Here is a 21,770-nt window from a genome sequence, read left to right on the forward strand (position 1 = left end):
CTGCTCCTAATGGCGGTCATTCGCCGGCCAGTCCGATTTCGAGTTGGTCCATCTGGTCAGGTGAGAGGTCGAGCAGCAGGCTCCCGGCGGGCTCCGACGCCGCGGCGGTCCCGGTCTCGTCCTCGGCCGGGAGTTCGGTGACCAGGGCCGCCAGCCGTTCCGGCGTCTTCTCCTCGAACACCTGCCACGGCGTCAGCTTCAGCCCGAGGCCCCGGGCCCGGGCCGACAGCTGCATCGAGATGATCGAGTCACCGCCGAGTTCGAAGAAGCTGTCGTCCACGCCGACCTGGTCCAGGCCGAGCACTTCCGCGAACAGCTCGCACAGCGTCGCCTCCATCGGCGTGCGCGGCTCCCGCCGCGAGGACAGCGCGGCGAAGTCGGGGGCCTGCAACGCCCGCTGGTCGAGCTTTCCGTTGGGGGTCAACGGCATCTTGTCCAGCGGCACGAACGCCGCCGGCATCATGTACTCCGGCAGGCGGTCGGCGGCCAGCTCCCGCAGGGCGCTGACCAGCTCGGTGGACAGGGCGTCGGCCGTCGGCACGACGTAGGCCACCAACTGCTTGTCGCCCGGCCCGTCCCGGCGGACGGCGACCGCCACCTGGCCGACCCACGGGTGCTCCAGCAGCACGGCCTCGATCTCCGCCGGCTCGACCCGGTAGCCGCGCACCTTGACCTGCGCGTCGACCCGGCCGACGAAGACCAGCTGGCCCTCCCGGGTCCAGCGGAACCGGTCGCCGGAGCGGTACATCCGCTCGCCTGGCCCAAGGGAGTCGGTACGGAACGGGCTGGCCACGAACCGCTCCGAGGTCAGGCCCGGTCGGCCGAGGTAGCCGCGGGCCAGGCCCACGCCGGTGATGTAGAGCTCGCCGGCCACGCCGGGCGGCACCGGCTGGAGGAAGGAGTCGAGGATGTAGTGCCTCACGTTGTGGATCGGGCCGCCGAGCGGGACCACCTCGTGGCCCGGGGACAGCGGGGCGCTCATCGTCGAGCAGATGGTCGTCTCCGTCGGCCCGTACGCGTTGATCATCCGACGGCCCGGCGACCAGCGGTCCACCGACGCGGGCGTGCAGACTTCGCCGCCGGTCAGCAGGCCTTGCAGGGTGTCCGGCAGGTCTTCCTCGGACGCCAGCACGCTCGGCGACACGGTGAGGTGGGTGATGCCCCCACGGCGTAGCGCGTCGCCCAGCGTCACCCGGGGCGGCATGTTCGCCGCGTCGGGCAGCACGAGGGTCGCGCCGGCCAGCAACGCCATGTAGAGCTCGGAGACGATGGCGTCGAATCCGATGGCGGACAACTGAAGGACCCGCGAGGTGGACGTCACGCCGAGGCGTTCGATGTGCGCCCGCGCCAGGTTGCCGAGGCCGGAGTGGGTGACCAGCACGCCCTTGGGCACACCGGTCGACCCTGACGTGTAGATCACGTACGCCGCGTCCCGCGCCGCCACCGGCGGCAGCTGCACCGCCGGGTCGGCGGCGGGCAGTTCCTCCAGCACCAGCACCGTGCCGGTGAACTCCGCCGGCACCACCGATCGGGTCGCCGCCGTGCACACCAACACCTTCGGCGCGGAACTGGCCAGCATCAGCTCGACCCGCTCACGCGGATAGTCCGGATCCACCGGCACGAACGCCCCGCCGGCGAAGGACACCGCCATCAGGGTCACGGCCAGGTCGACCGAGCGCCCGACCACCACGCCCACCCGGGTTTCCCGCTGCACGCCCAACTTCACGAGCAGCCGGGCCAGCGACTCCACCTCGTCCAGCAGCTCGCCGTACGACAGGCTCCGCGTCCCGTCCTCCACCGCGACCGCGTCCCGCGACTGCTCCACCTGCCGACGGAACAGCACCGGCAAAGCCTCCGCGGCCAGCGGCACATCAGTCTGGTTCCACGCGTCCACCACCAGGCGGCGCTGCTCCGGACCGATCAGTCCGACCTGTCCCACCGGCAGCAGCGGGTTGGCCGCAACCTGTTCCAGCGCCCGGAGAATCGACGCCAGCAGTTCTTCGATCTGGACCCGGTCGTAGGCGTCCGGACGGTAGATGATCTCGCCGTGGACGCCGCCACCCTCGGAGGCGCGGATGGACAGCGGGTAGTGCCCGGTGTCGTCCGGGATGGCCGCCGGGCGCATGGCGAGCACGTCGGGGTCGTCGGACGGGGGCGGCGGGGACGGGTAGTTCTCGAACACCACGATCGTGTCGAAGGCCGCGCCGGGACCGGCGAACTGGTTGATCTCGGCCAGTCCGACGTGCTGGTGCGGCATCAGCGCGACCTGCCGCTGCTGGAGGTCGGCCAGCATGTCCAGAACCGGTTGCGCGCCAACGAGACGGGCTCGGACCGGCAGCATGTTCATGAACAGGCCGACCGCCGACTCGACGCCGGGGATCTCGATCGGCCGCCCGGCCACCGTGGTCCCGAAGACCACGTCGTCACGGCCGGTCAGCCGGGCCAGCAGCAGCGCCCAAACCCCTTGGAACAGCGTGTTCATCGTGACGCCGTGGCGACGGGTGAACTCCACCAGGTGCCGGCTCAGCTCGTCGTCGAGCGCGAACCGCAGCCGGTCGGGCTCGATCGGCGCGGTGATCGTCTCCGGCGGCACGACGTTGGTCGCCTCGTCCAGGCCGGCGAGCTCGGTCAGCCACGCCTCCCGGGCGGCCGCCTTGTCCTGGCGGGCCAGCCAAGCCAGATAGTCGCGGTACGACGTCGGAGTCGGCAGGTCCCGGCCTTCGTAGGCGGCCATCACCTCGATCAGGAAGACCGGCAGCGACCACCCGTCGGCCGAGATGTGGTGCGACCGGAGGATCAGCCGGTGCCGGCGGTCGCCGAGGCGCACCAGGTGCAGGTGCAGCTGCGCCGACTTGGTCAGGTCGAACCGGTCGGTGTGGGCCTGTGTCTCGATGCGCCCGAGTTCGGCCAGCGCCTCGTCCTCGGGCAGCTGGGACAGGTCAGTCTCCAGCCAGGGCAGCGTCACATCGCCCGCGACCGCCTGGACGGCCGTGCCGGACCCGAGCTGGTGGAAACTCGCCCGTAGCGCGGGATGCCGGTCAAGCAGGGTCTGCCAGGACGCCCGGAAGCGGGCGACGTCCAGCGGGCCGTCGAGGGCGACGGTCCGCATGCCCGCGTAGACGTCCGGGCCGCGCTCGTCGACGGCGTGGAACAGCAGGCCTTCCTGGAGCGGGGAAAGCGGCCAGATGTCGACCAGACTCGGCACGGCGGCCTCGACCTCGGCCACATCCGGCTGAGTCAGCGCGGTGAGCGGGAAGTCGGACGGCGTGTGGCCGCCGGCGCCGTCGGTGTCGACGTGCTTGGCCAGGCCGGTCAACAGATCCAGCCACGCCTGCCCGAGCTCGTCGGCCCCCGCTTCGTCGAGAATCCGGCCGGCCCAGGTCACGGTCACGGTGAGCTCGGGGCCGTCGGCGGCGTCCAGCACGACCGCGTCGACCTCCACGACGTGCCGCAGCGGCAGGTCCTCTTCCGCCGCGCCGCCAATGGTTCCCGCGATCTGCCAGGGCTGCGTCGCACCGTCGACTCGGGGCGAGAAGCGGCCCAGGTAGTTGAACCCGATCTCCGCCGCCGGCAGTGCCGCGAGAACCGGCCGGGTCTCGGCGTTGAGGTGCCGCAGCATCCCGTAACCGAGCCCGCCGTCGGACACCGCCCGCACGTTCTCCTTGGCAGTCTTCAGCAATCGGCCGGCCGCGCCGCCACCGGCGATCGCCTCGGCCGTGTCGATCCCGGTCACGTCCAGCCGGAGCGGGTGCACGTCGGTGAACCAGCCGACCGTCCGTGACAGGTCCAGCTCGCCGATGGGCTGGCGGCCGTGGCCTTCGATGTCCACCACCACGGCGTCGCCGCCGCGCCAGTGGGCCACCGCGCCGGCCAGGGTGGCCAGCAACACCTCGTGGACACCGCAGTGGAAGGCCGTGGTGGCCTTCTCCACCAGCGCGCCCGCGTGTTCCCTCGGCACGGTCCAGGATCGACGTCCCGAGGTCGAGATGGTGTCGCGCGCCGGGTCGAGCTCGCCCACCCTTGACAGCGCGCCGTCAAGGATTTCCTTCCACGTCGCCAATTCCGTGGTCCGGATCGCCGCCTCATCGGTCAGCGTCCGCGCCCAGCTCCGGAACGGGACGTCCACCGGGTCGAGCACCGGTTCCCGGCCCGCCGCCACGGCCTCGCAGGCCAGTTGCAGGTCCGGCAACAGGATTCGCCACGACACCACGTCGACCAGGAGGTGGTGGGCCGCCACCACCAGCCGCCCGATACGGCCGGGTCCAGCGTCCACCCACACGGCCCGGATCATCACGCCGGCGGCGGGATCGAGGCGCGCGGCCGCCTCAGCGGCACAACGATCGGCGATGTCGTCCAGGTCGCCGTCGCCCGCCTCTACCCGCTCCACCAGCGTCGCCGCGTCGACCGTTCCCCGGTCGGTCACCACCAGCCGGGGCGGGTCTCCGACGACCTTGCTGCGCAACAGGTCGTGGGTGTCGACCAGCGCGCCGAAGCCGACCGTCAGCACGGCTTCCGTCAGGTCGGCGGGCGAACCCACGACAACCCACTGGGCCATGGCGCCTCGGGTCATCGCGTGCGGATCACCTTCGAGCAGCGCCCGCATCACCGGCGTCCACTCGACGTCGCCGACACCATCAGCGAGGGATGCCCGATGCTGCACGCCGCGCTCGGCGATCGCCGCGATCCCGGCCGGCGTCTTGTGCTCGAAGACCTGCTTCGCACCGAAGACGACGTCCTCGCGCCGGGCGCGGGCGGCCAGCCGCATCGAGAGGATCGAGTCGCCGCCCAGCTCGAAGAAGCTGTCGTCGGCGCCGACCCGGTCCAGCCCGAGGATCTCGCCGAACAGGTCGCACAGCACCCGCTCGGTCTCGGTGCGCGGCTCGCGACCGGCCGGCTTCCCGGTGAACTCGGGGGCGGGCAGGGCGGCCCGGTCGATCTTCCCGTTGACCGTCAACGGGAAGCTGTCCAGGACCACCACCGCCGCCGGCACCATGAACTCCGGCAGCCGCTCCGCCAGCTGCCCCCGCACCGCGTCCGGCTCCAGGCCGGCATCCGCGGTCACGTAGGCGATCAGGCGCTTGTCGCCCGGACGGTCCTCCCGTGCCACCACAATTGCCTGTGCCACCAGGGGAATCGCGACCAGTGCGGCCTCGATCTCCCCGGGTTCGACGCGGTAGCCCCGAATCTTCACCTGGGAGTCGGCGCGCCCGGCGAACAGCAGCTCGCCCCGGTCGGTCCAGCGGGCCAGGTCGCCGGTGCGGTACATCCGCTCGCCGGTCGCGAACGGGTTGGCAACGAACCGTTCTGAGGTCGGTCCGTTGGCATTCAGGTAGCCGTGGGCCAGACCGGCGCCGGCGAGGTAGAGCTCGCCGGTCACGTTCGGGGCCACCGGCTGGAGGAACGCGTCGAGCACGTAGGCCTGCCGGCCGGCCAGCGGCCGCCCGATGGGCAGGGTGTCGCCGGTTTCGGCCCCCGGCTCGATGACGTGCCACGTGGCGCAGAGGGTGATCTCGGTGGGGCCGTAGAGCTCCCGGACCCGAACCTCCGGGCAGGCCTCGCGCAGCCGAGCGACGGAGGCCAGCGGCACCGCATCACCGCCGGTCAGGATCTCGCGCAGCCCACGGAAGGACTCCGGCGATTCCTCGGCCACCGCACGGAAACTCCCGGCCGTCAGGTGGACGGTGGTCACGCCGCGCTCGATCGCCTCGCGAAGCCGCTGTGCGTCGACCGCGCCCGGTTCCGCGACCAGCACCCGGGCCCCGCTGACCAGCGGCACCCAGATCTCGACCAGCGAAGCGTCGAACGCGTGCGACGCGTGCAGCAGCACGTAGTCACCGGGGCTCTGCGACCAGCCCGGGTCGCCGGCCAAGGCCGCCACGCTCGCATGCGGGACTGCGACGCCCTTCGGCACGCCGGTCGATCCCGACGTGTACATCACGTAGGCCACATCGTGCGCCCCGACCGCTACCGGCGGCCGCACTCCGTCAATCTCCGGCGCGTCGGCCAGCACCGGCTCAATCCCGTCCGGCACCGCATTCCTCGTCGCAGCAGCGCAAACCGCGATCGAGGCACCGGCGTCAGCCAGCATCCGCTCGATTCGTTCCGCCGGGTAGTCCACGTTCACCGGCACCTGCGCGGCACCGGCCTTCCAGACCGCGAGCAGGGCCACGAACAGGTCCGCGCCACGCTCCAGCACCACACCAACGCGGTCGCCACGCCGCACGCCCCGTCCGGCCAGGTGTCCGGCCAGCCGGTCCGACTCACGGTCGAGTTCGGCGTAGGACAGGGTGCGGTCCCCGTCCACGACCGCCACCGCGTCTGGCGATGCGTTGACCTGCCGACCGAACAGCTCCAGCACGGACGACGCGCTGGACGCCTCGCCGGTGGAATTCCACTGCTCCACCACGGACTCGCGCGCTGACTCGGTTGTCACGTCCAGGCGGCCGACGGGCAGCGAGGGCTCCGCCACCACCCGGGCCAGGACCCGTACGACCTGCTGGGCGATCTCGGCGGCAGTCTCCTGGCCGATCCGGTCCGGCCGGTAGGACACGTTGATCCGCAAACGCTCACCAGGGCTGACCGTCATGGTCAGCGGGTAGGTGGTGCCGGCCCGCGTGACGACCGAGCTGATCGCCACCCCGCCGTCGTCGCCGAGACCGGCGGCCTGGTGCGGGTAGTTCTCGATCATCACGATGGTGTCGAAGACCGCGCCGGTGCCGGCGGCCTTCTGCACCTCCGACAGGCCCAGGTACTGATGTTCGGTCAACGCCGACTGGCGCGCCTGGAGGTCCTGCAGCATCTCCAGCACCGGCTGGCCGCCATCCAGCGGCACCCGGACCGGGATGGTGTTGATGAACATGCCGACCATGCGCTCGACATCGGGCACGTCGGCCGGACGCCCCGACACCACGGTGCCGAACACCACGTCGGTCCGGCCGGCCAACCGCGCCAATGCCAATGCCCACGCGCCCTGCACGATGGTGCTCGTCGTCAGGCCGTGGCCACGCGTGAAGTCGGCCAGGGCGCGGGTCGTTTCCTCGGGCAGCCACTCGGAGTGGTTGTCCGGCATCACCATGGTCTTGCCGGCGTCGGCGTCCACCAGGGTCGACTCGGCCGCCCCGGCCAGTTCGGACCTCCACGCCGACCGCGTCGCGTCCTGGTCCTGACGGCTCAGCCAGGCCAGATAGTCCCGATAGGACGGTGCCGTCGACGGGACCGGTCCGCCCGCGTAGCCGGTCGACATCTCGCCCAGGACCAGCGGTGTCGACCAGCCGTCCAGGAGAACGTGGTGCGAGGTCACGACAAGCCGGTGCCGCTGCGCACCGAGACGGATCAGCAGCAGCCGCAGCAGCGGAGCCCTGGTCACGTCGAACCGCTCGGCCTGGTCGGCCGCCACCAGCCGGTCGACCTCCGCGGCCGCGGCCGCCTCGTCGAGCTGCGACAGATCCGCTTCCTGCCAAGGGATCTCGATGCCGTCGGCGACAACCTGCACCGTCTGACCCGACTCCACCTGGTGGAAGCTGGTCCGGAGCGATTCGTGCCGGTCGATCACCTGCTGCCACGCCGCGCGCAGCCGGGCCGGGTCGAGCGGTCCGTCGAGGTCCAGGATCCGCTGCGTCTGGTAGACGTCGACCCCGTCCTCATCGAGGGCCCGTTCGAAGAGCATGCCTTCCTGCAACGGCGACAGCGGCCAAATGTCCGTCAGCCTCGGCGTCGCAGCGGTCAGCTCCTGCACATCCCCTTGCGTCACCTCGACCAGAGCGAAGTCGGACGGCGTGTGCCCACCGGCGTCAGGGTTCTCGGCGTGGGCGGCGAGGCCGGTCAGCATCTCCAGCCACGCCGCGCCAAGCCGTTCCACCGAGGCAGGGTCGAGGTCCCGGCTGTCGATGGCCAGCGCCACCCGGGGACCGGCCGGCGTTTCCTGGACTTCCGCGCCAACCTCCAGCGCGTGGGCCAGAACCATGTCCGGGCCGCCGCCGAGCGGGCCTTCGCCCAACTGCTGCCAGGCGGCGTCCGCGGCGGCGAGGCTCGTCCGGCCGAGGTAGTTGAACCCGATCTGCGGGGACGGCAAATCGGCCAGCCGGGGCGCGGTGTAGGGGTTGAGATAGCGCAGCAGCCCGTAGCCGAGCCCGTCGCCGGGGACCGCGCGGACCTGCTCCTTCACGGCCTTCAGCAACTGCCCGGCCGCCGCATTCCCCGCCACCGCAGCGGAAAGGTCGACGCCCGCGACTTCTAGGCGGACCGGGTGCACACTGGTGAACCAGCCCACGGTGCGCAGCAGGTCCTCGCCGTCGGCGGCTTCGCGACCGTGGCCCTCCACGTCCACCAGCAACCCGGCGTCCGCGCCACGCCAGCGCGCCACCGCGCCGGCGAGGCCGGCCAGCAGGACTTCCTGGATCCCGCAATGGAAAGCGCCCGGCAACTGAGCCGCCAGGCCACGGGCCACGGGGCCGGCCAGGGTCGCGGACCACGAGTGCGTCTGCCCGGGCTGCTGCTCCAGCGACGGGTCCACGCCGTCCAGCGCAGTGACCCAGTGCTCGATCTCCGCGACGGTGCTCTCGCTGAGCGCCTGTTCGGTCAACCGCCGCGCCCACTGCCGGTACGACGTCGGCACGGGTTCGAGGTCGGGGGTTCCGCCGGCGATGACCTCGTCGTAGGCCGCACGCAGATCCGGCAGCAGGATTCCCCACGAGACCGCGTCCACGGACATGTGGTGCGCCACCAGGGCCAACCGCCCCGGCTCGGCACTTCCGGCGTCGACCCACACGGCGCGCAGCATGGTTCCCGCCGCCGGGTCCACCGTGCCCGCTGCCGTCTCGACCTCGTGCGCGGCGGTCTCGTCGATGTTCCCGGTCCCGGCGGCCACCCGCGTCACCAGGCGAGCCGCGTCCACCGCGCCCCGCTCGGCCACCACCAGCCGACCGTCGGATTCCACTCGGGCCCGCAGCAGATCATGCGTGTCCAGCACAGCCTGCAAGGCGGTCACCAGCGCGTCCGGGTCGAAGCCGGCCGGGGTGACGACAACCCGCGCCTGCACGAAGCCGGGGCGCGCCGCGTCGTCGCCGAGGGCCCGCATCACCGGCGTCCGGGGGATCTCCCCCACGCCGGCGTCCACTGTGGACTGCTTCGTCGTCGGAGCCCCTTGGGCCACCACGGCCAGGCGCTCCGGGGTCCGGTGCTCGAACACCAACCGCGGCGTCAGGGAGATGCCGTCGCGGCGGGCACGGGCGGCCACCTGCATCGACGAGATCGAGTCGCCGCCCAGCTCGAAGAAGCTGTCCTCGACGCCAACCCGGTCCAGGCCGAGGACTTCGGCGAACACCCCGCACAGGACCCGCTCGGCCTCGGTGGCCGGCTCGCGGCCGGTCGACTTCGCGGCGAAGTCCGGCTCGGGCAGGGCCTGCCGGTCCACCTTTCCGTTGACCGTCAACGGCAACTCGGCCAGCACCAGCACCGCGGCCGGCACCATGTACTCCGGCAGCGTCGCGGCGAGCTGCTCGCGCAGCCGGGCCTGGTCGACATCACCGACCACGTAGCCGATCAGCTGCCCGGCCCGCGCTAGGACCACGGCCTGGCCGACACCGGGCAGGCCGGCCAGGACCACCTCGATCTCGCCCGGCTCCACCCGGTAGCCACGGATCTTGACCTGGTCGTCGGCCCGGCCGGCGAACGCCAGCGCGCCCTGGTCGGTCCAGTGCGCCAGGTCCCCGGTCCGGTACATCCGCTCGCCGGGGACGAACGGATCGGCCACGAACCGCTCGGCCGTCAACGCCGAACGGCCCAGATAGCCCTGCGCCACACCAGCTCCGGCGACGTACAGCTCGCCCGCGACTCCCGGCGGCACGGGCCGCAGGAACGCGTCGAGCACATAGACCCGCCGCCCCGCCAGCGGTCGGCCGATCGGCAGCACCGATCCCGTCTCGTCACCGGGTTCCAGCAGCCACCACGTCGCGCACAGCGTGGCCTCGGTCGGGCCGTAGAGATGCCGCACCCGCACGTCCGGACACGTCCGCCGGACCCGCTCCACAGCGGCCAGCGGCACCGCGTCGCCGCCGGTCAGCACCTCGCGCAGGCCGGCGACCGACTCCGGCGATTCCTCAGCCAGCACGCGGAAAGCGCCCGCGGTCAGGTGGGCGGCAGTGACACCGCCGGCCACGTAGCCGGCCAGTGCCGCACCGTCCACCGCACCGGTTCCGGCCAGCACCACCCGGGCACCGGACAGCAGCGGCACCCACAGCTCGAACAGGGAGATGTCGAACGCGTGCGAGGCGTGCATCAGCACGGCGTCGTCGGGGCCGACATCCCAGCCCGGCTCACCGACCAGCGCCGCGACACTGCCGTGCGGCACCGCGACGCCCTTCGGCGTGCCCGTCGACCCCGACGTGTACATCACGTACGCCACGTCATCAGCACCGACGCCGGCTGACAGACGGGTGCTTTCCGCGACAGCCTGCCGGGTCCGCGGGTCGTCCAGGACGATCGGGTCGAGCCCGCCGTCCAGCACCGCGTCGCGATACGCCTGCGCGCACACCACTGCCGCCGGCTCGGCGTCGGTCAGCATGAACTTCACCCGCTCGGCCGGATAAGCCGGATCCACCGGCACATAGGCCGCGCCGGTCTTCCACACCGCGAGCAGCGTCGCGATCAGATCGCGGGACCGGGTCATCACCACGGCCACCCGATCCCCGCGCCGCACGCCCTGACCGCTCAGATAGCCGGCAAGCCGCTCCGCGTGCTCGGCCAGTTCCCCGTACGACACCTCGCGATCACCATCGACCACAGCGAGCCGGTCGCGGCGCCGCTCCACCTGCTCGTCGAACAGCTCCAGGGCCAGCCGGCTCGGCGCCGCGGCGGCCGCCGTGCCCCATTCGCCGACCACCAGCGCACGCTCGGCCGCGGTCGTCACGTCGATCTCGGCGACCGTGATCCCGTCACCGGTCAGCTGCCGCAGCACTTCGCCGAATCGCTCGACAATGGAGAGCGCCGTGTCCCGGTCGAAGAAGTCCGTCAGATAGTCGAGCTTGACCAGCATCGAGTCGCCGGGCACGGCGACCAATGTCAGCGGATAGTGGGCGGCTTCCTGCCCCTGATTCACCTGAATGCCGAAGCTGTCGGCTGATTCCGGCCGGTCCGGCGCGTGGTGGAACTTCTCGAAGACCAGCAATGTGTCGAAGACAGCGCCCGGGCCGGCCGCCTGCTGAATGTCCGCCAATCCCACGTACTGGTCGGGGATGAGCGCCGACTGCTGTTTCTGCAATGTCGTCAGCAGCTCGACGGCCGACATCGAGCCGTCCAACCGCACCCGAACCGGAACGGTGTTGAGGAACAGCCCGACCATGCCCTCCACGCCGGGCAGGTCCGGCGGGCGCGCCGACACCACGGTCCCGAACACGACGTCCGTGCGGCGCGCCAGCCGCGCCAGCAGCAACGCCCACGCGCCCTGCACCACCGTGTTCAACGTCAGACCATGGGCGCGAGCCAGATCCTCCAGCGACTTCACGAGGTCCGCCGGGAACTCGACCTCGACGCTGTCCGGCACGGAGGGCGCTCGACCCGGATCGGCGGGCGCGACCAGCGTCGGCTCGTCCGAGCCACGCAGCTGGGCCACCCACGCCGCCAGCGCGCTGTCCTTGTCCTGCCGGCTCAGCCAGGCGAGGTAGTCCCGGTACGAGGTCACGGCCGGCAGGTCCGCCGGGCCGCCGTCGGCCGCGTACAGGGCCGACAGCTCGTCGAGCACGATGGGCAGCGACCAGCCGTCCATGATCGTGTGGTGGCAGGTCACCACCAGGCGGTGGCTGGTGTCGCCGAGCCGGATCAGGGTCAGCCGCAGCAGCGGCGCGGTGGCGAGGTCGAACCGCTTCGTGCGGTCCTGCTCGGCCAGTTCCCGCACGGCCTCGTCGGCGTCGTCGAGGTGGGAGAGGTCGACCTCGCGCCACGGCAGCTCCACCTGCCGGGGAATGATCTGCACCGTCTCGCCCGACTTGCGCTGCCGGAAGCAGGCCCGCAGCGGGGCGTGCCGGGTCAGCAGCGCGTCCCACGCCGCCCGCAGCCGGGCCGCCTCCACCGGCCCGTCGAGTTCCAGGATCCAGTGCCCCACATAGACGTCGAGCCCTTCGCCGTCGTAGACCGCATGGAAGATCAACCCGGCCTGCAGCGGCGACAGCGGCCAGATGTCCTCGATCCGCGACTGAGCCATCAACTATCTCCCTCGGTCAGCGAAGGGCTGAAACGTGCGCCGCCGAAACCCGGCCGCCAATTCCCCGATCGGGGCCGGCGCGGCCATCGCCGATCACGGCATGTCCCCCGCAGCAGAATCTTCCGCCCGACGGGCCGGGGCGGACAACATGTCCAATACCCCCGGCCCAACGCACACCACTACGACCGCCAATGGCGAACCGGCAAATGCCGGCCCCGCCATTCGCGATTACTCAGTTCTGGACAGCGATGAACTCACACGGCGTCGAACTCGGTCTCGAATTCGTCGATCTCGTCCTGGCCCAGGTCGAGCAGGGCGACGTCGGCCGGGGCCGGCTCCGGCACGGCGGGCGCCTCCCCGTCGACGAACGCCGCGAGCCCCGCCGGCGACCGGTGCTCGAACACCTCCCGCGCGCCGAAGGCCACGCCCTCGCGCCGGGCCCGCGCGGCCAGCCGCATCGAGGTGATCGAGTCCCCGCCCAGCTCGAAGAAGCTGTCCTCGACGCCGACCCGCTCCAACCGCAGCACCTCGGCGAACAGGCCGCATAGCACCCGCTCGGTCTCCGTGGCCGGCTCCCGGTCGGAGACGCGGCCGCCGAAATCGGGATCCGGCAACGCTTCCCGGTCGACCTTGCCGTTCGCGTTCACCGGCAGCGCATCCAGCGCCATCACCACCGCCGGCACCATGTACTCCGGCAGCAGTCCGCCGAGCTGCTCGCGCAGCCGGGCCGGATCCGCCCCGGTCGCGGACACGACGTAGCCGAGCAGGCGGCCGTCCCGGGCCACCACCACCGCCTCGTCGACGCCGGGCTGTTCGGCCAGCACCGCCTCGATCTCGCCCGGCTCGATCCGGAAGCCACGGATCTTGACCTGGTTGTCGGCCCGCCCGGCGAACACCAGCTGGCCCTCGCCGTTCCAGTACGCCACGTCGCCGGTGCGGTACATCCGCTCACCCTGGACGAACGGATCGGGGACGAAGCGCTCCGCCGTCAACGGCGTGCGGCCCAGGTAGCCGTGGGCCACCCCGGCGCCGGCGATGTAGAGATCACCGGTGACGCCTGGCGGCACCGGCCGCAGGAAGACGTCCAGCACGTACAGCCGCCGGCCCGGCAGCGGAACGCCGATCGGCAGCGTCGGCCCCACCGGGTCGCTGGGCTCGATCATGTTCCACGACACGCAGAACGTGGTTTCCGTCGGACCGTAGGTGTGCAGGACCTGCAACGTCGGGCAGGCCTGTCGGACCCGCTCCACCGCGCCGAGCGGCACCACGTCGCCACCGGTCTGCACGTAACGCAGACCTGAGAAGGATTCCGGCGCTTCCTGGGCCAGCGCCCGGAACTGCCCGGCGGTGAAGTTCACCGCGGTGAGACCGTCGGCCACATGGGCGGCGAGCCGCTGCGCGTCGATCACGCCCGGCTCGGCCAGCATCACCCGCGCACCCGCCACCAGCGGCACCCACACCTCGAACAGCGACGGGTCGAAGGTGTGCGGGGCGTGCATCAGAATCGCGTCGCCGGGGTGCATGTTCCACAGTGGATACCCGGTCAGCCGGGCCACGCCGCCGTGCGAGACGGCCACACCCTTCGGCGTCCCGGTCGATCCGGACGTGTACATCACGTACGCCAGATCGGTCGGCCCGACCGGCGCCAGATGGACCGGGCCGTCGACCGGCTCGTCCACGATGATCTGCTGATATTCCGTCGGAATCGAGATCCCGGCCCGGCACACCACCGCCACGACCGCGGAGTCGGCCAGCAGAAAGGCCACCCGGTCCGCCGGGTAGTCCGGGTCGACCGGCACGAACGCCGCGCCCGCCTTCCACACCGCGAGCCAGGCCGCCAGCAGCTCCACCGACCGCTCCAGCACCACCCCGACGCGGTCGCCGCGGCGCACGCCCCGATCGGCCAGGACCCGAGCCAGCCGACCGGACCACTCGTCGAGCTCCCGGAACGACAGTTCCCGGTCGCTGCCGACCACTGCCGTCGCCTCGGGCGTCTTCTCCGCCTGCTGACGGAACAGGTCCACCACCGACGGCGCGCCCAGTGCCGGGCCCGACTCGTTCCATTGCCGGACAATCAGCTCGCGCTGGGCGTCACCCATCACGTCCAGGCGGCCCACCGCTGTGCCCGGCGCCGCGATGATCCGCTCCAGCACCTGGGTGAGCCCCTGGATCGCCCCCTTGGCGACGAGGCCGTCGAGCACGTCCGGGTGGTACTGGAGTTCGAACTCCAGGCTTTCACCCGGCATGACCCCCAGCGTGATCGCGTACGGCGTCGCCTGGTGGAAGTCCCGCAGGGTGAACCGGAGACCGCCGGGGGAGTCGGATTTCGCCGTCGGGTCGGCGTAGTTCTCGAACACCACGATGGTGTCGAAGCTCGCCTCGCCGAGCTTCTGGATCTCCGGCAGCCCGAGGTGGTGGTGCGACATCAGCGCGGACTGCCGCCCCTGCAACTCGGTCAGCAGCTGGAGAACCGACTGCCCGCCGTCCAACCGCACACGCACCGGGACGGTGTTGATGAACAGCCCCACGGTCTGCTCCGCGCCGGACAGCTCGGCCGGACGGCCCGAGACCACCGCGCCGAACACCACGTCACGGCGGCGGGCCAGCCGGGCCAGCACCAACGCCCACGCCCCCTGGATGAGCGTGTTCAGCGTCAGGCCGTGACCGCGGGCGAACTCGGCCAGCGCGGAAGTGAACTCCCTTGAATAGCTGGCCACTTCCCGGTCCGGCAGTCCCGGCGCCCGTCCCGGCGTTTCCGGGAGCCCGAGCGCCGTTCCGTCGGCACCGGCCAACTCCGCCCGCCAGGCCGCCTTCGCGGCTTCCCGGTCCTGCCGGCCCAGCCAGGCCAGATAGTCCCCGTAGGACCCCGGGGGCCGCGGTGTCGCGCCGGCGTAGACCTGGAGCAGGTCCGCCTCGATGATCGCCCGCGACCAGCCGTCGATGAGCAGGTGGTGGCTCGTCGTCACCAGGCAGTGCCGGTCCGGGCCGAGCCGGATCAGCGTCAGCCGCAGCAGCGGCGGCCTGGTCAGATCGAACTTCCGGGCCCGCTCCCGCTCGGCGAGCACGCTCACCTCGGCCAGCGCGTCCGGCTCGGCCAGGTGGGACAGGTCGTGTTCGGCCCAGGGCAGCGGAACCTGGCGGGGAATGAGCTGGATCGTCTCGCCGGTCTTGCGCCGCTGGAAACTCGCGCGCAGCGCCGCGTGCCGGTTGACGACGGTCTCCCACGCCGCGCGGAACCGCTTGGTGTCCAGGGGACCGTCGATGAACTGCGACTGCTGGATGACGTGGATGTCCGGGGCCTCGTCGTCGAGCGAGGCGTGGAAGAACATTCCCTCCTGCATCGGCGACAGCGGCCAGACTTCCGCCAGCGCCGATCCAGAGGACGTGGTCGAATTGTTCACGATGCCCGGCCTTCGCTGAGTTCCGCTGCTAGTGCTTCGAAGCCCTCGATCTCGTCCTGGTCCAGGTCGAGGAGACTGAAGTCGGAGGCGGTGTGTCCGCCCGCGGCGGGATCGCCCGCCTGCCGGGCCAGCCCGGCCAGCGTGTCCAGCCAGGCCTGGCCCAGTCGTTCGATCTCGACCTCGTCGAGCAGGTCGCCCTGCCATTCCACCATGAGCGACAGTCGCGGACCATCGGGCAGATCCTGGACGATCGCGTTGACTTCCAAGGCATGTGGGAGTTCCGTGCCCGGATCCGTGGCACTGCCGATGTCCCCGGCCAGCTGCCACGCCCGCACGTCGCCCTGGTCGCCGGCGACGAACCGGCCCATGTAGTTGAACCCGATCCGCGCCGACGGCAGGGCCGCCAGCGCCGCCCCCGTCTCGGCGTTGAGATGGCGCAGCAACCCGTGGCCGAGGCCGTCTCCGGGCACCGCCCGCGACTGCTCCTTGACCGCCTTCAACAGGTTCCCGGCCGCCGAACCGCCGGCCAGCACATCGGCCAGGTCGATCCCGGTCACGTCCAGCCGGACCGGATGCGTGCTGGTGAACCAGCCCACCGTGCGGGACAAGTCCATGTCCCCCACCGGATGGCGGCCGTGGCTTTCGACATCCACCAGCACCACGTCGCCGCCGCGCCAGCGGGCCACCGCACCGGCCAGCCCGGCCAGCAGAACCTCGTGCACCCCACAGTGGAAGACCGCCGGCGCCCGGCCCACCAACACCGAGGTCTGCGCTTCCGGCACCATCCACGACTGCGTGCGAACACCGCCAAGCGCGGGCGGCACCGGCTGCTCCTCCTGGCCGAGAATCGCCTGCCACGCCGGCATTTCCGCGACCCGCTCGGCGGAGACCGCCCACTGCGCCAGCAAGCCGGCCCACCGCCGGAACGACACCGGCACCGGATCCAACGCCGGAGCCCGTCCCGCGGCCACCGCCTCGTACGCCGCTTGCAGATCCGACACCAGGACCCGCCACGACACCCCGTCGACCGCGAGGTGATGGGCTACCACCAGCAGGCGACCGATCCGATCCGTCCCGGCGTCCACCCACACGGCCTGGACCATCACGCCCGCCGCCGGATCCAACCGCCCCACGGCATTCGCCACGACGTCGTCGAGCGAACCGCCCTTCACGTGCGTGACCAGCCCGGCCACATTCACGGAGCCGCGCTCGCCTACCACCAAACGTCGGTCCGCAACCCGTGCCCGCAGCATGTCGTGCGTGTCGACCACCGCCGTGAACGCCGTCACCAACGCCTTCTCGGTCAGATCCGAAGGCGCACCAACGACAACCCACTGTGCGAACCCAGGAGCCACAGCACCGTCGCCGAACATCCGCATCACCGGCGTCCAGGCGACATCGCCCACACCGTCGGCCATCGCGGCGTGATCACGCTCCGCCGTGGGCGATTCCGCCACCAGCTGCGCGAGTCGTTCGGGAGTACGAAGTTCGAACACCTGTCGTGGAGTCAGCGAGATGCCGTCGCGCCGTGCACGGGCCGCGAGCTGCATCGACGAGATCGAGTCCCCGCCCAGCTCCAGGAAACTGTCGCCGACCCCGACCTGTTCCAGGCCAAGCACTTCGGCGAACACCGCGCACAGGATCCGCTCGGCCTCGGTGGCCGGTTCCCGGCCCGTCCCGGTGGTGAAGACGGGATCGGGCAGCGCGCGGCGGTCGATCTTCCCGTGCGCCGTCAGCGGCAGGACGTCCAGCGCCATCACGGCGGCCGGCACCATGTACTGGGGCAGCCGGGACGCGAGCTCATCCCGTAGCGCCTGGGTGTCGATGTCGCCCGGCGACACATACGCCACCAAGCGGCCGTCCCGGACGGTCACCGTGGCCTGCGTGACGTTCGGATCGCTGGACAGGGCGAACTCGACCTCACGGGGTTCGACCCGGAAGCCACGGATCTTGACCTGGTCGTCGGCCCGCCCGGCGGACACCAGTTCGCCCTGATCCGTCCAGTAAGCCAGATCCCCGGTCCGGTACATCCGCTCACCGGGCACGAACGGATCAGCCACGAACCGCTCGGCCGTCAGCGCCGAACGCCCCAGATAGCCACGGGCCACGCCGATCCCGGCCAGATACAGCTCACCGGTGACCCCCGCCGGCAACGGGCGCAGGAACGAGTCCAGCAGATAGCCGCGAACCCCCGGAACCGGCGCGCCGAACGGAATCGGGTGCTGGCCCGGCGTGAGCGGCCAGCTCATCGTCGCGCAGATGGTGGTCTCGGTCGGCCCGTAGGCATTGATCATCCGACGGTCGGCTGACAGCCGGTCCACCAGGCCCGGGGGGCAGAGCTCGCCCGCCGCCACCACCGTGTCCACCCGGGCCGGCAGCGCGTCGACGGTGGCGAGCACCGACGGCGGCGCCTTCACCTGCGTGATGTCCCACCGCTCCAACGCATCCGTCAGCGAGGCCTGCGGTGGCAGGTCCTGGTCCGGCGGCATCACCAGCGTCGCCCCGGACAGCAGCGCCATCATCACCTCGGAGACGATGGTGTCGAAACCGAGCGCAGCGAACTGGAGGACCCGCGACTTCGGCGTCACGACGAACCGGTCGATGTGCGCCAGCGCCAGATTCCCGAGCCCGGCGTGGGTGACGACGACCCCCTTCGGCCGTCCCGTCGACCCCGACGTGTAGATCACGTACGCCGCGTCGCGCGGACCGACGTGCGGCAACTCCGTGCCGTCGACCAGTTCCACCTCGTCGATGACCACCAGCCGGTCCGCGTACTGCGCCGGCACCGCGTCCCGCGTCTTCCCGGAGCACACCACCAACATGGGATCCGCGCTGCCGAAGATGAAAGTCTTGCGCTCGTCCGGATACGCCGGGTCCACCGGCACGAACGTGCCGCCGGCCAGCATCACGCCCAGCATCCCGACCAGCCACCACGACGACCGCCCGACCACCAGGCCCACGCGGGACTCGGACTCGACGCCACGAGCCCGCAGCGCACCGGCGAACCGCAGCGACCGCTCCCACAACCGCGCGTACGACAGCTCGCCATCGCCGTCGGCCACGGCCACGCCATCCGGTCGCTGCGCGACCATCCGCCCGACCAACGTCGGCAGCGATTCCCCGGCCACCAAAGGCGAATCCCAGTCGCGCACCGGGGCCGTGCCCACGCCGATCCGCCCCACGAGGCCGGCGGGATCGGCGGCAATCGCGTCGAGAACACCGACGAACCAGGCCAGCAGCGAGTCGGCGACGGCCTCGTCGACCTGCCCCTGCCAGTAGGCGAGCTGGATCCGGAACCGCTCCCCCGGGATGACGCCGACGGTCAGCGGATAGTGGGTGCCCTCGATCGTGCCCAGGTACGTGTACCGGCCGGCGAAGTCGCGCGGGTAGTTCTCGAACACCAGCAGGGTGTCGAACACCGCGCCCGGGCCGGCCGCCTTCTGGATCTCCGTCAGCCCCAGATGCTGGTGCGGCGTCAGGGAAGTCTGTCGGCGCTGGAGGTCGGTGAGCAGGTCCGCGACCGACTGCCCGCCGGCCAGCGGCACCCGGACCGGCACCGTGTTCATCATCAGGCCCAGCATCGACTCCACGCCCGGCAGCTCCGCCGGACGGCAGGCGACGGTGGTGCCGAACACCACGTCGGTCCGCCGCGCGAGTCGCGCCAGCACCAGCGCCCAGGCGCCCTGCACCACGGTGTTCAGCGTCAGCCCGTGGTCGCGGGCCAACCGGGTCAGCCTGGCGTACAGATCCTGCGGCAGGTAGGCGACGCGGTAGTCGTAGTCCGTGGCGTCGACCGCTTTCGCGACCAGCGTCGGCTCGTCGAGGTCTGAAAGCTCGGTCTGCCAAGCCTCCAGGGCCGCGTCCTTGTCCTGACTGTCCAACCAGGACAGATAGTCACGGTAGGAGGCCCGTTCCGGGACCTGCCCGCCGCCGGCGTACGCCTCGGACACCTCGTTCAGGACCACCGCCACCGACCAGCCGTCGGTCAGGATGTGGTGGTTGACGACCAGCAGGCGGAACCGGTCCGCGGCGAGGCGGGCCAGCACCAGGCGGAACAGCGGGGCCCGGGCCAGATCGAACCGGGTCTGCTGCTCCTGTTCGGCCAGGGCCTCGACCGCGGCCTCGACATCGTTCGCGCCGGACAGGTCCACCTCCCGCCACGGCAGGGCGACGGGCCCGGCGACGGCCTGCACCGTCTTGCCCGACGAGAGTCGGTGGAAGCTCAGGCGAAGCTCGGCGTGCCGGGCGAAAACCCCTTCCCACGCGGCCCGCAGCCGGGCCGTGTCCAACGGCCCGGTCAGCTCCAGGAGCCACTGCGTCTGATAGATGTCGGGCCCCTGGTCGTCCATGCTCGACTGGAAGAGCAGGCCCGCCTGGAGCGGCGCCAGCGGCCAGACCGCCTCGGCCCCCGGAGCCACGATCGCCAGCTCCGCCTCGTCCTCCGCGGCCAGCGTGATCAGGTCTCGATCCGCAACGCTGTCAGCCGACACGGCACCGGCCGCGGCGGCCAGCCGAGCGGGGGTCTGCTCCGCGAAGACCTGGGCCGGCGTCACGAGCAGACCGGCCTTGGCCGCACGGGCCGCGAGCCGCATCGCGACGATCGAATCCCCGCCCAACTCGAAGAAGCCGTCGTCGACACCGGCTCGTTCCAGGCCGAGTACCTCGGCGAACAGACCGCACAGCACCCGCTCGGCCTCGGTGCCGGCCTCGCGGCCGGTGGCGTGCGCGGTGAACTCCGGCGCGGGCAGCGCCGCCCGGTCCACCTTGCCGTTGCCGGTCAGCGGCAGGGTGTCCAACTTGGTCAGCACGGCCGGGACCATGTACTCCGGCAGCACCGCCGCAAGACGTTCCCGGACGACATCGGTGTCCACGTCGGCCACCACGTAGCCGACCAGGCGGCCGTCGAGCGCCACCACCACGGCCTCGTGGACGTCCAACTGCGCGGTCAGCGCGGCCTCGATCTCGCCGGGCTCGATCCGGAAGCCGCGGATCTTCACCTGGTCGTCGACCCGGCCCGCGAACAGCAACTCGCCGTCGGCGGTCCATCGGGCCAGGTCACCGGTCCGGTACATCCGCGTGCCGGGGTTGGACGGGTCGGCCACGAACCGCTCCGCCGTCAGGCTCGCCCGGTCCAGATAGCCGTCGGCCAGTCCAGCGCCGGACAGGTACAGGTCGCCGATCACGTCCGGGGCCACCGGCCGCAGCGACGCGTCCAACACCTGCGCCTGACGGCCCGAGAGCGGACGGCCGATCGGCAACACCGAACCCAGCGCGTCCCCCGGCTCAAGCACATGCCACGTCGCGCACAGGGTCGTTTCCGTCGGCCCGTACAGATGCCGGATCCGGGCTTCGGGGCAAGCCGCGCGGACCCGCTCCACCGCGTGCACGGGCACCAGATCACCGCCGGTCAGCACCTCACGGAGCCCGGCGAAGGATTCCGGCGATTCCTCCGCCACCGCACGGAAACTCCCCGCGGTCAGGTGCGCCCTCGTGACGCCGGACGCGACCGCCTCCCGCAGGCGACGGGCATCCACCGGCCCCGGCTCGGCGATCACCACCCGAGCGCCCGACACCAGCGGCACCCAGATCTCGAACAGGGAAGCGTCGAAGGCATACGGCGCGTGCATGAGGACCGCGTCGTCGGATTCCACCGCCCAGCCGGGATCACCGACCAACTCGGCAACACTGCGATGCGGCACGGCCACACCCTTCGGCGTGCCGGTCGAGCCGGAGGTGTACATGACGTAGGCCAGATCCGCCGGCCGCACGGTGACCGCCGGCGCGTCGCCGTCACCCGCGTCCGTGACGACGACCGGCTCGATCCCCGACGGCACACCGTCGCGCGTCGCGTCGGAGCAGACCATCAGGGACACCGCTGAATCCGCCGCCATGAACGCCACCCGCTGTGCGGGATAAGCGGTGTCCACCGGCACGTACGCCGCCCCCGACTGCCACACGGCGAGCAGCGCCACCACCAGGTCGGCCGAGCGGTCCATCAGCACCGCGACGCGGTCGCCACGGCGGACGCCGCGGCCGGTCAACCGCCCGGACAACCGTCCCGCGAGCTCGGCCAGCCGCCGGTACGTCAGAACCCGATCCCCGTCGACCACGGCCACCGCGTCGGGTGTCCGCTCCACCTGGCAGGCGAACAGATCCAGCACAGTCGGCGTGGT

General features: G+C 71.6%; 1 protein-coding gene and 1 pseudogene. Both read right to left on the bottom strand.

All coding sequences use genetic code 11. From position 1 onward, the window contains the following. Positions 1–16: 16 nt before the first annotated feature. A complete protein-coding gene (locus JJ691_RS35250; protein ID WP_211763879.1) occupies positions 17–12,196 on the bottom strand; it encodes a non-ribosomal peptide synthetase in 12,180 nt (4,059 codons plus the stop codon). Between the two features lie 254 nt (positions 12,197–12,450). Then, positions 12,451–21,758, bottom strand: a pseudogene (locus tag JJ691_RS53470) (amino acid adenylation domain-containing protein). Positions 21,759–21,770 lie beyond the last annotated feature (12 nt).

It is taken from the genome of Kutzneria sp. CA-103260, assembly GCF_018263855.1.
In the GTDB taxonomy this organism is placed as follows: Bacteria; Actinomycetota; Actinomycetes; order Mycobacteriales; family Pseudonocardiaceae; genus Kutzneria.

Excerpts from the sequence above, each read along its gene's own strand:
- JJ691_RS35250 (WP_211763879.1), bottom strand. The coding sequence starts at position 12,196 with ATGGCTCAGTCGCGGATCGAGGACATCTGGCCGCTGTCGCCGCTGCAG.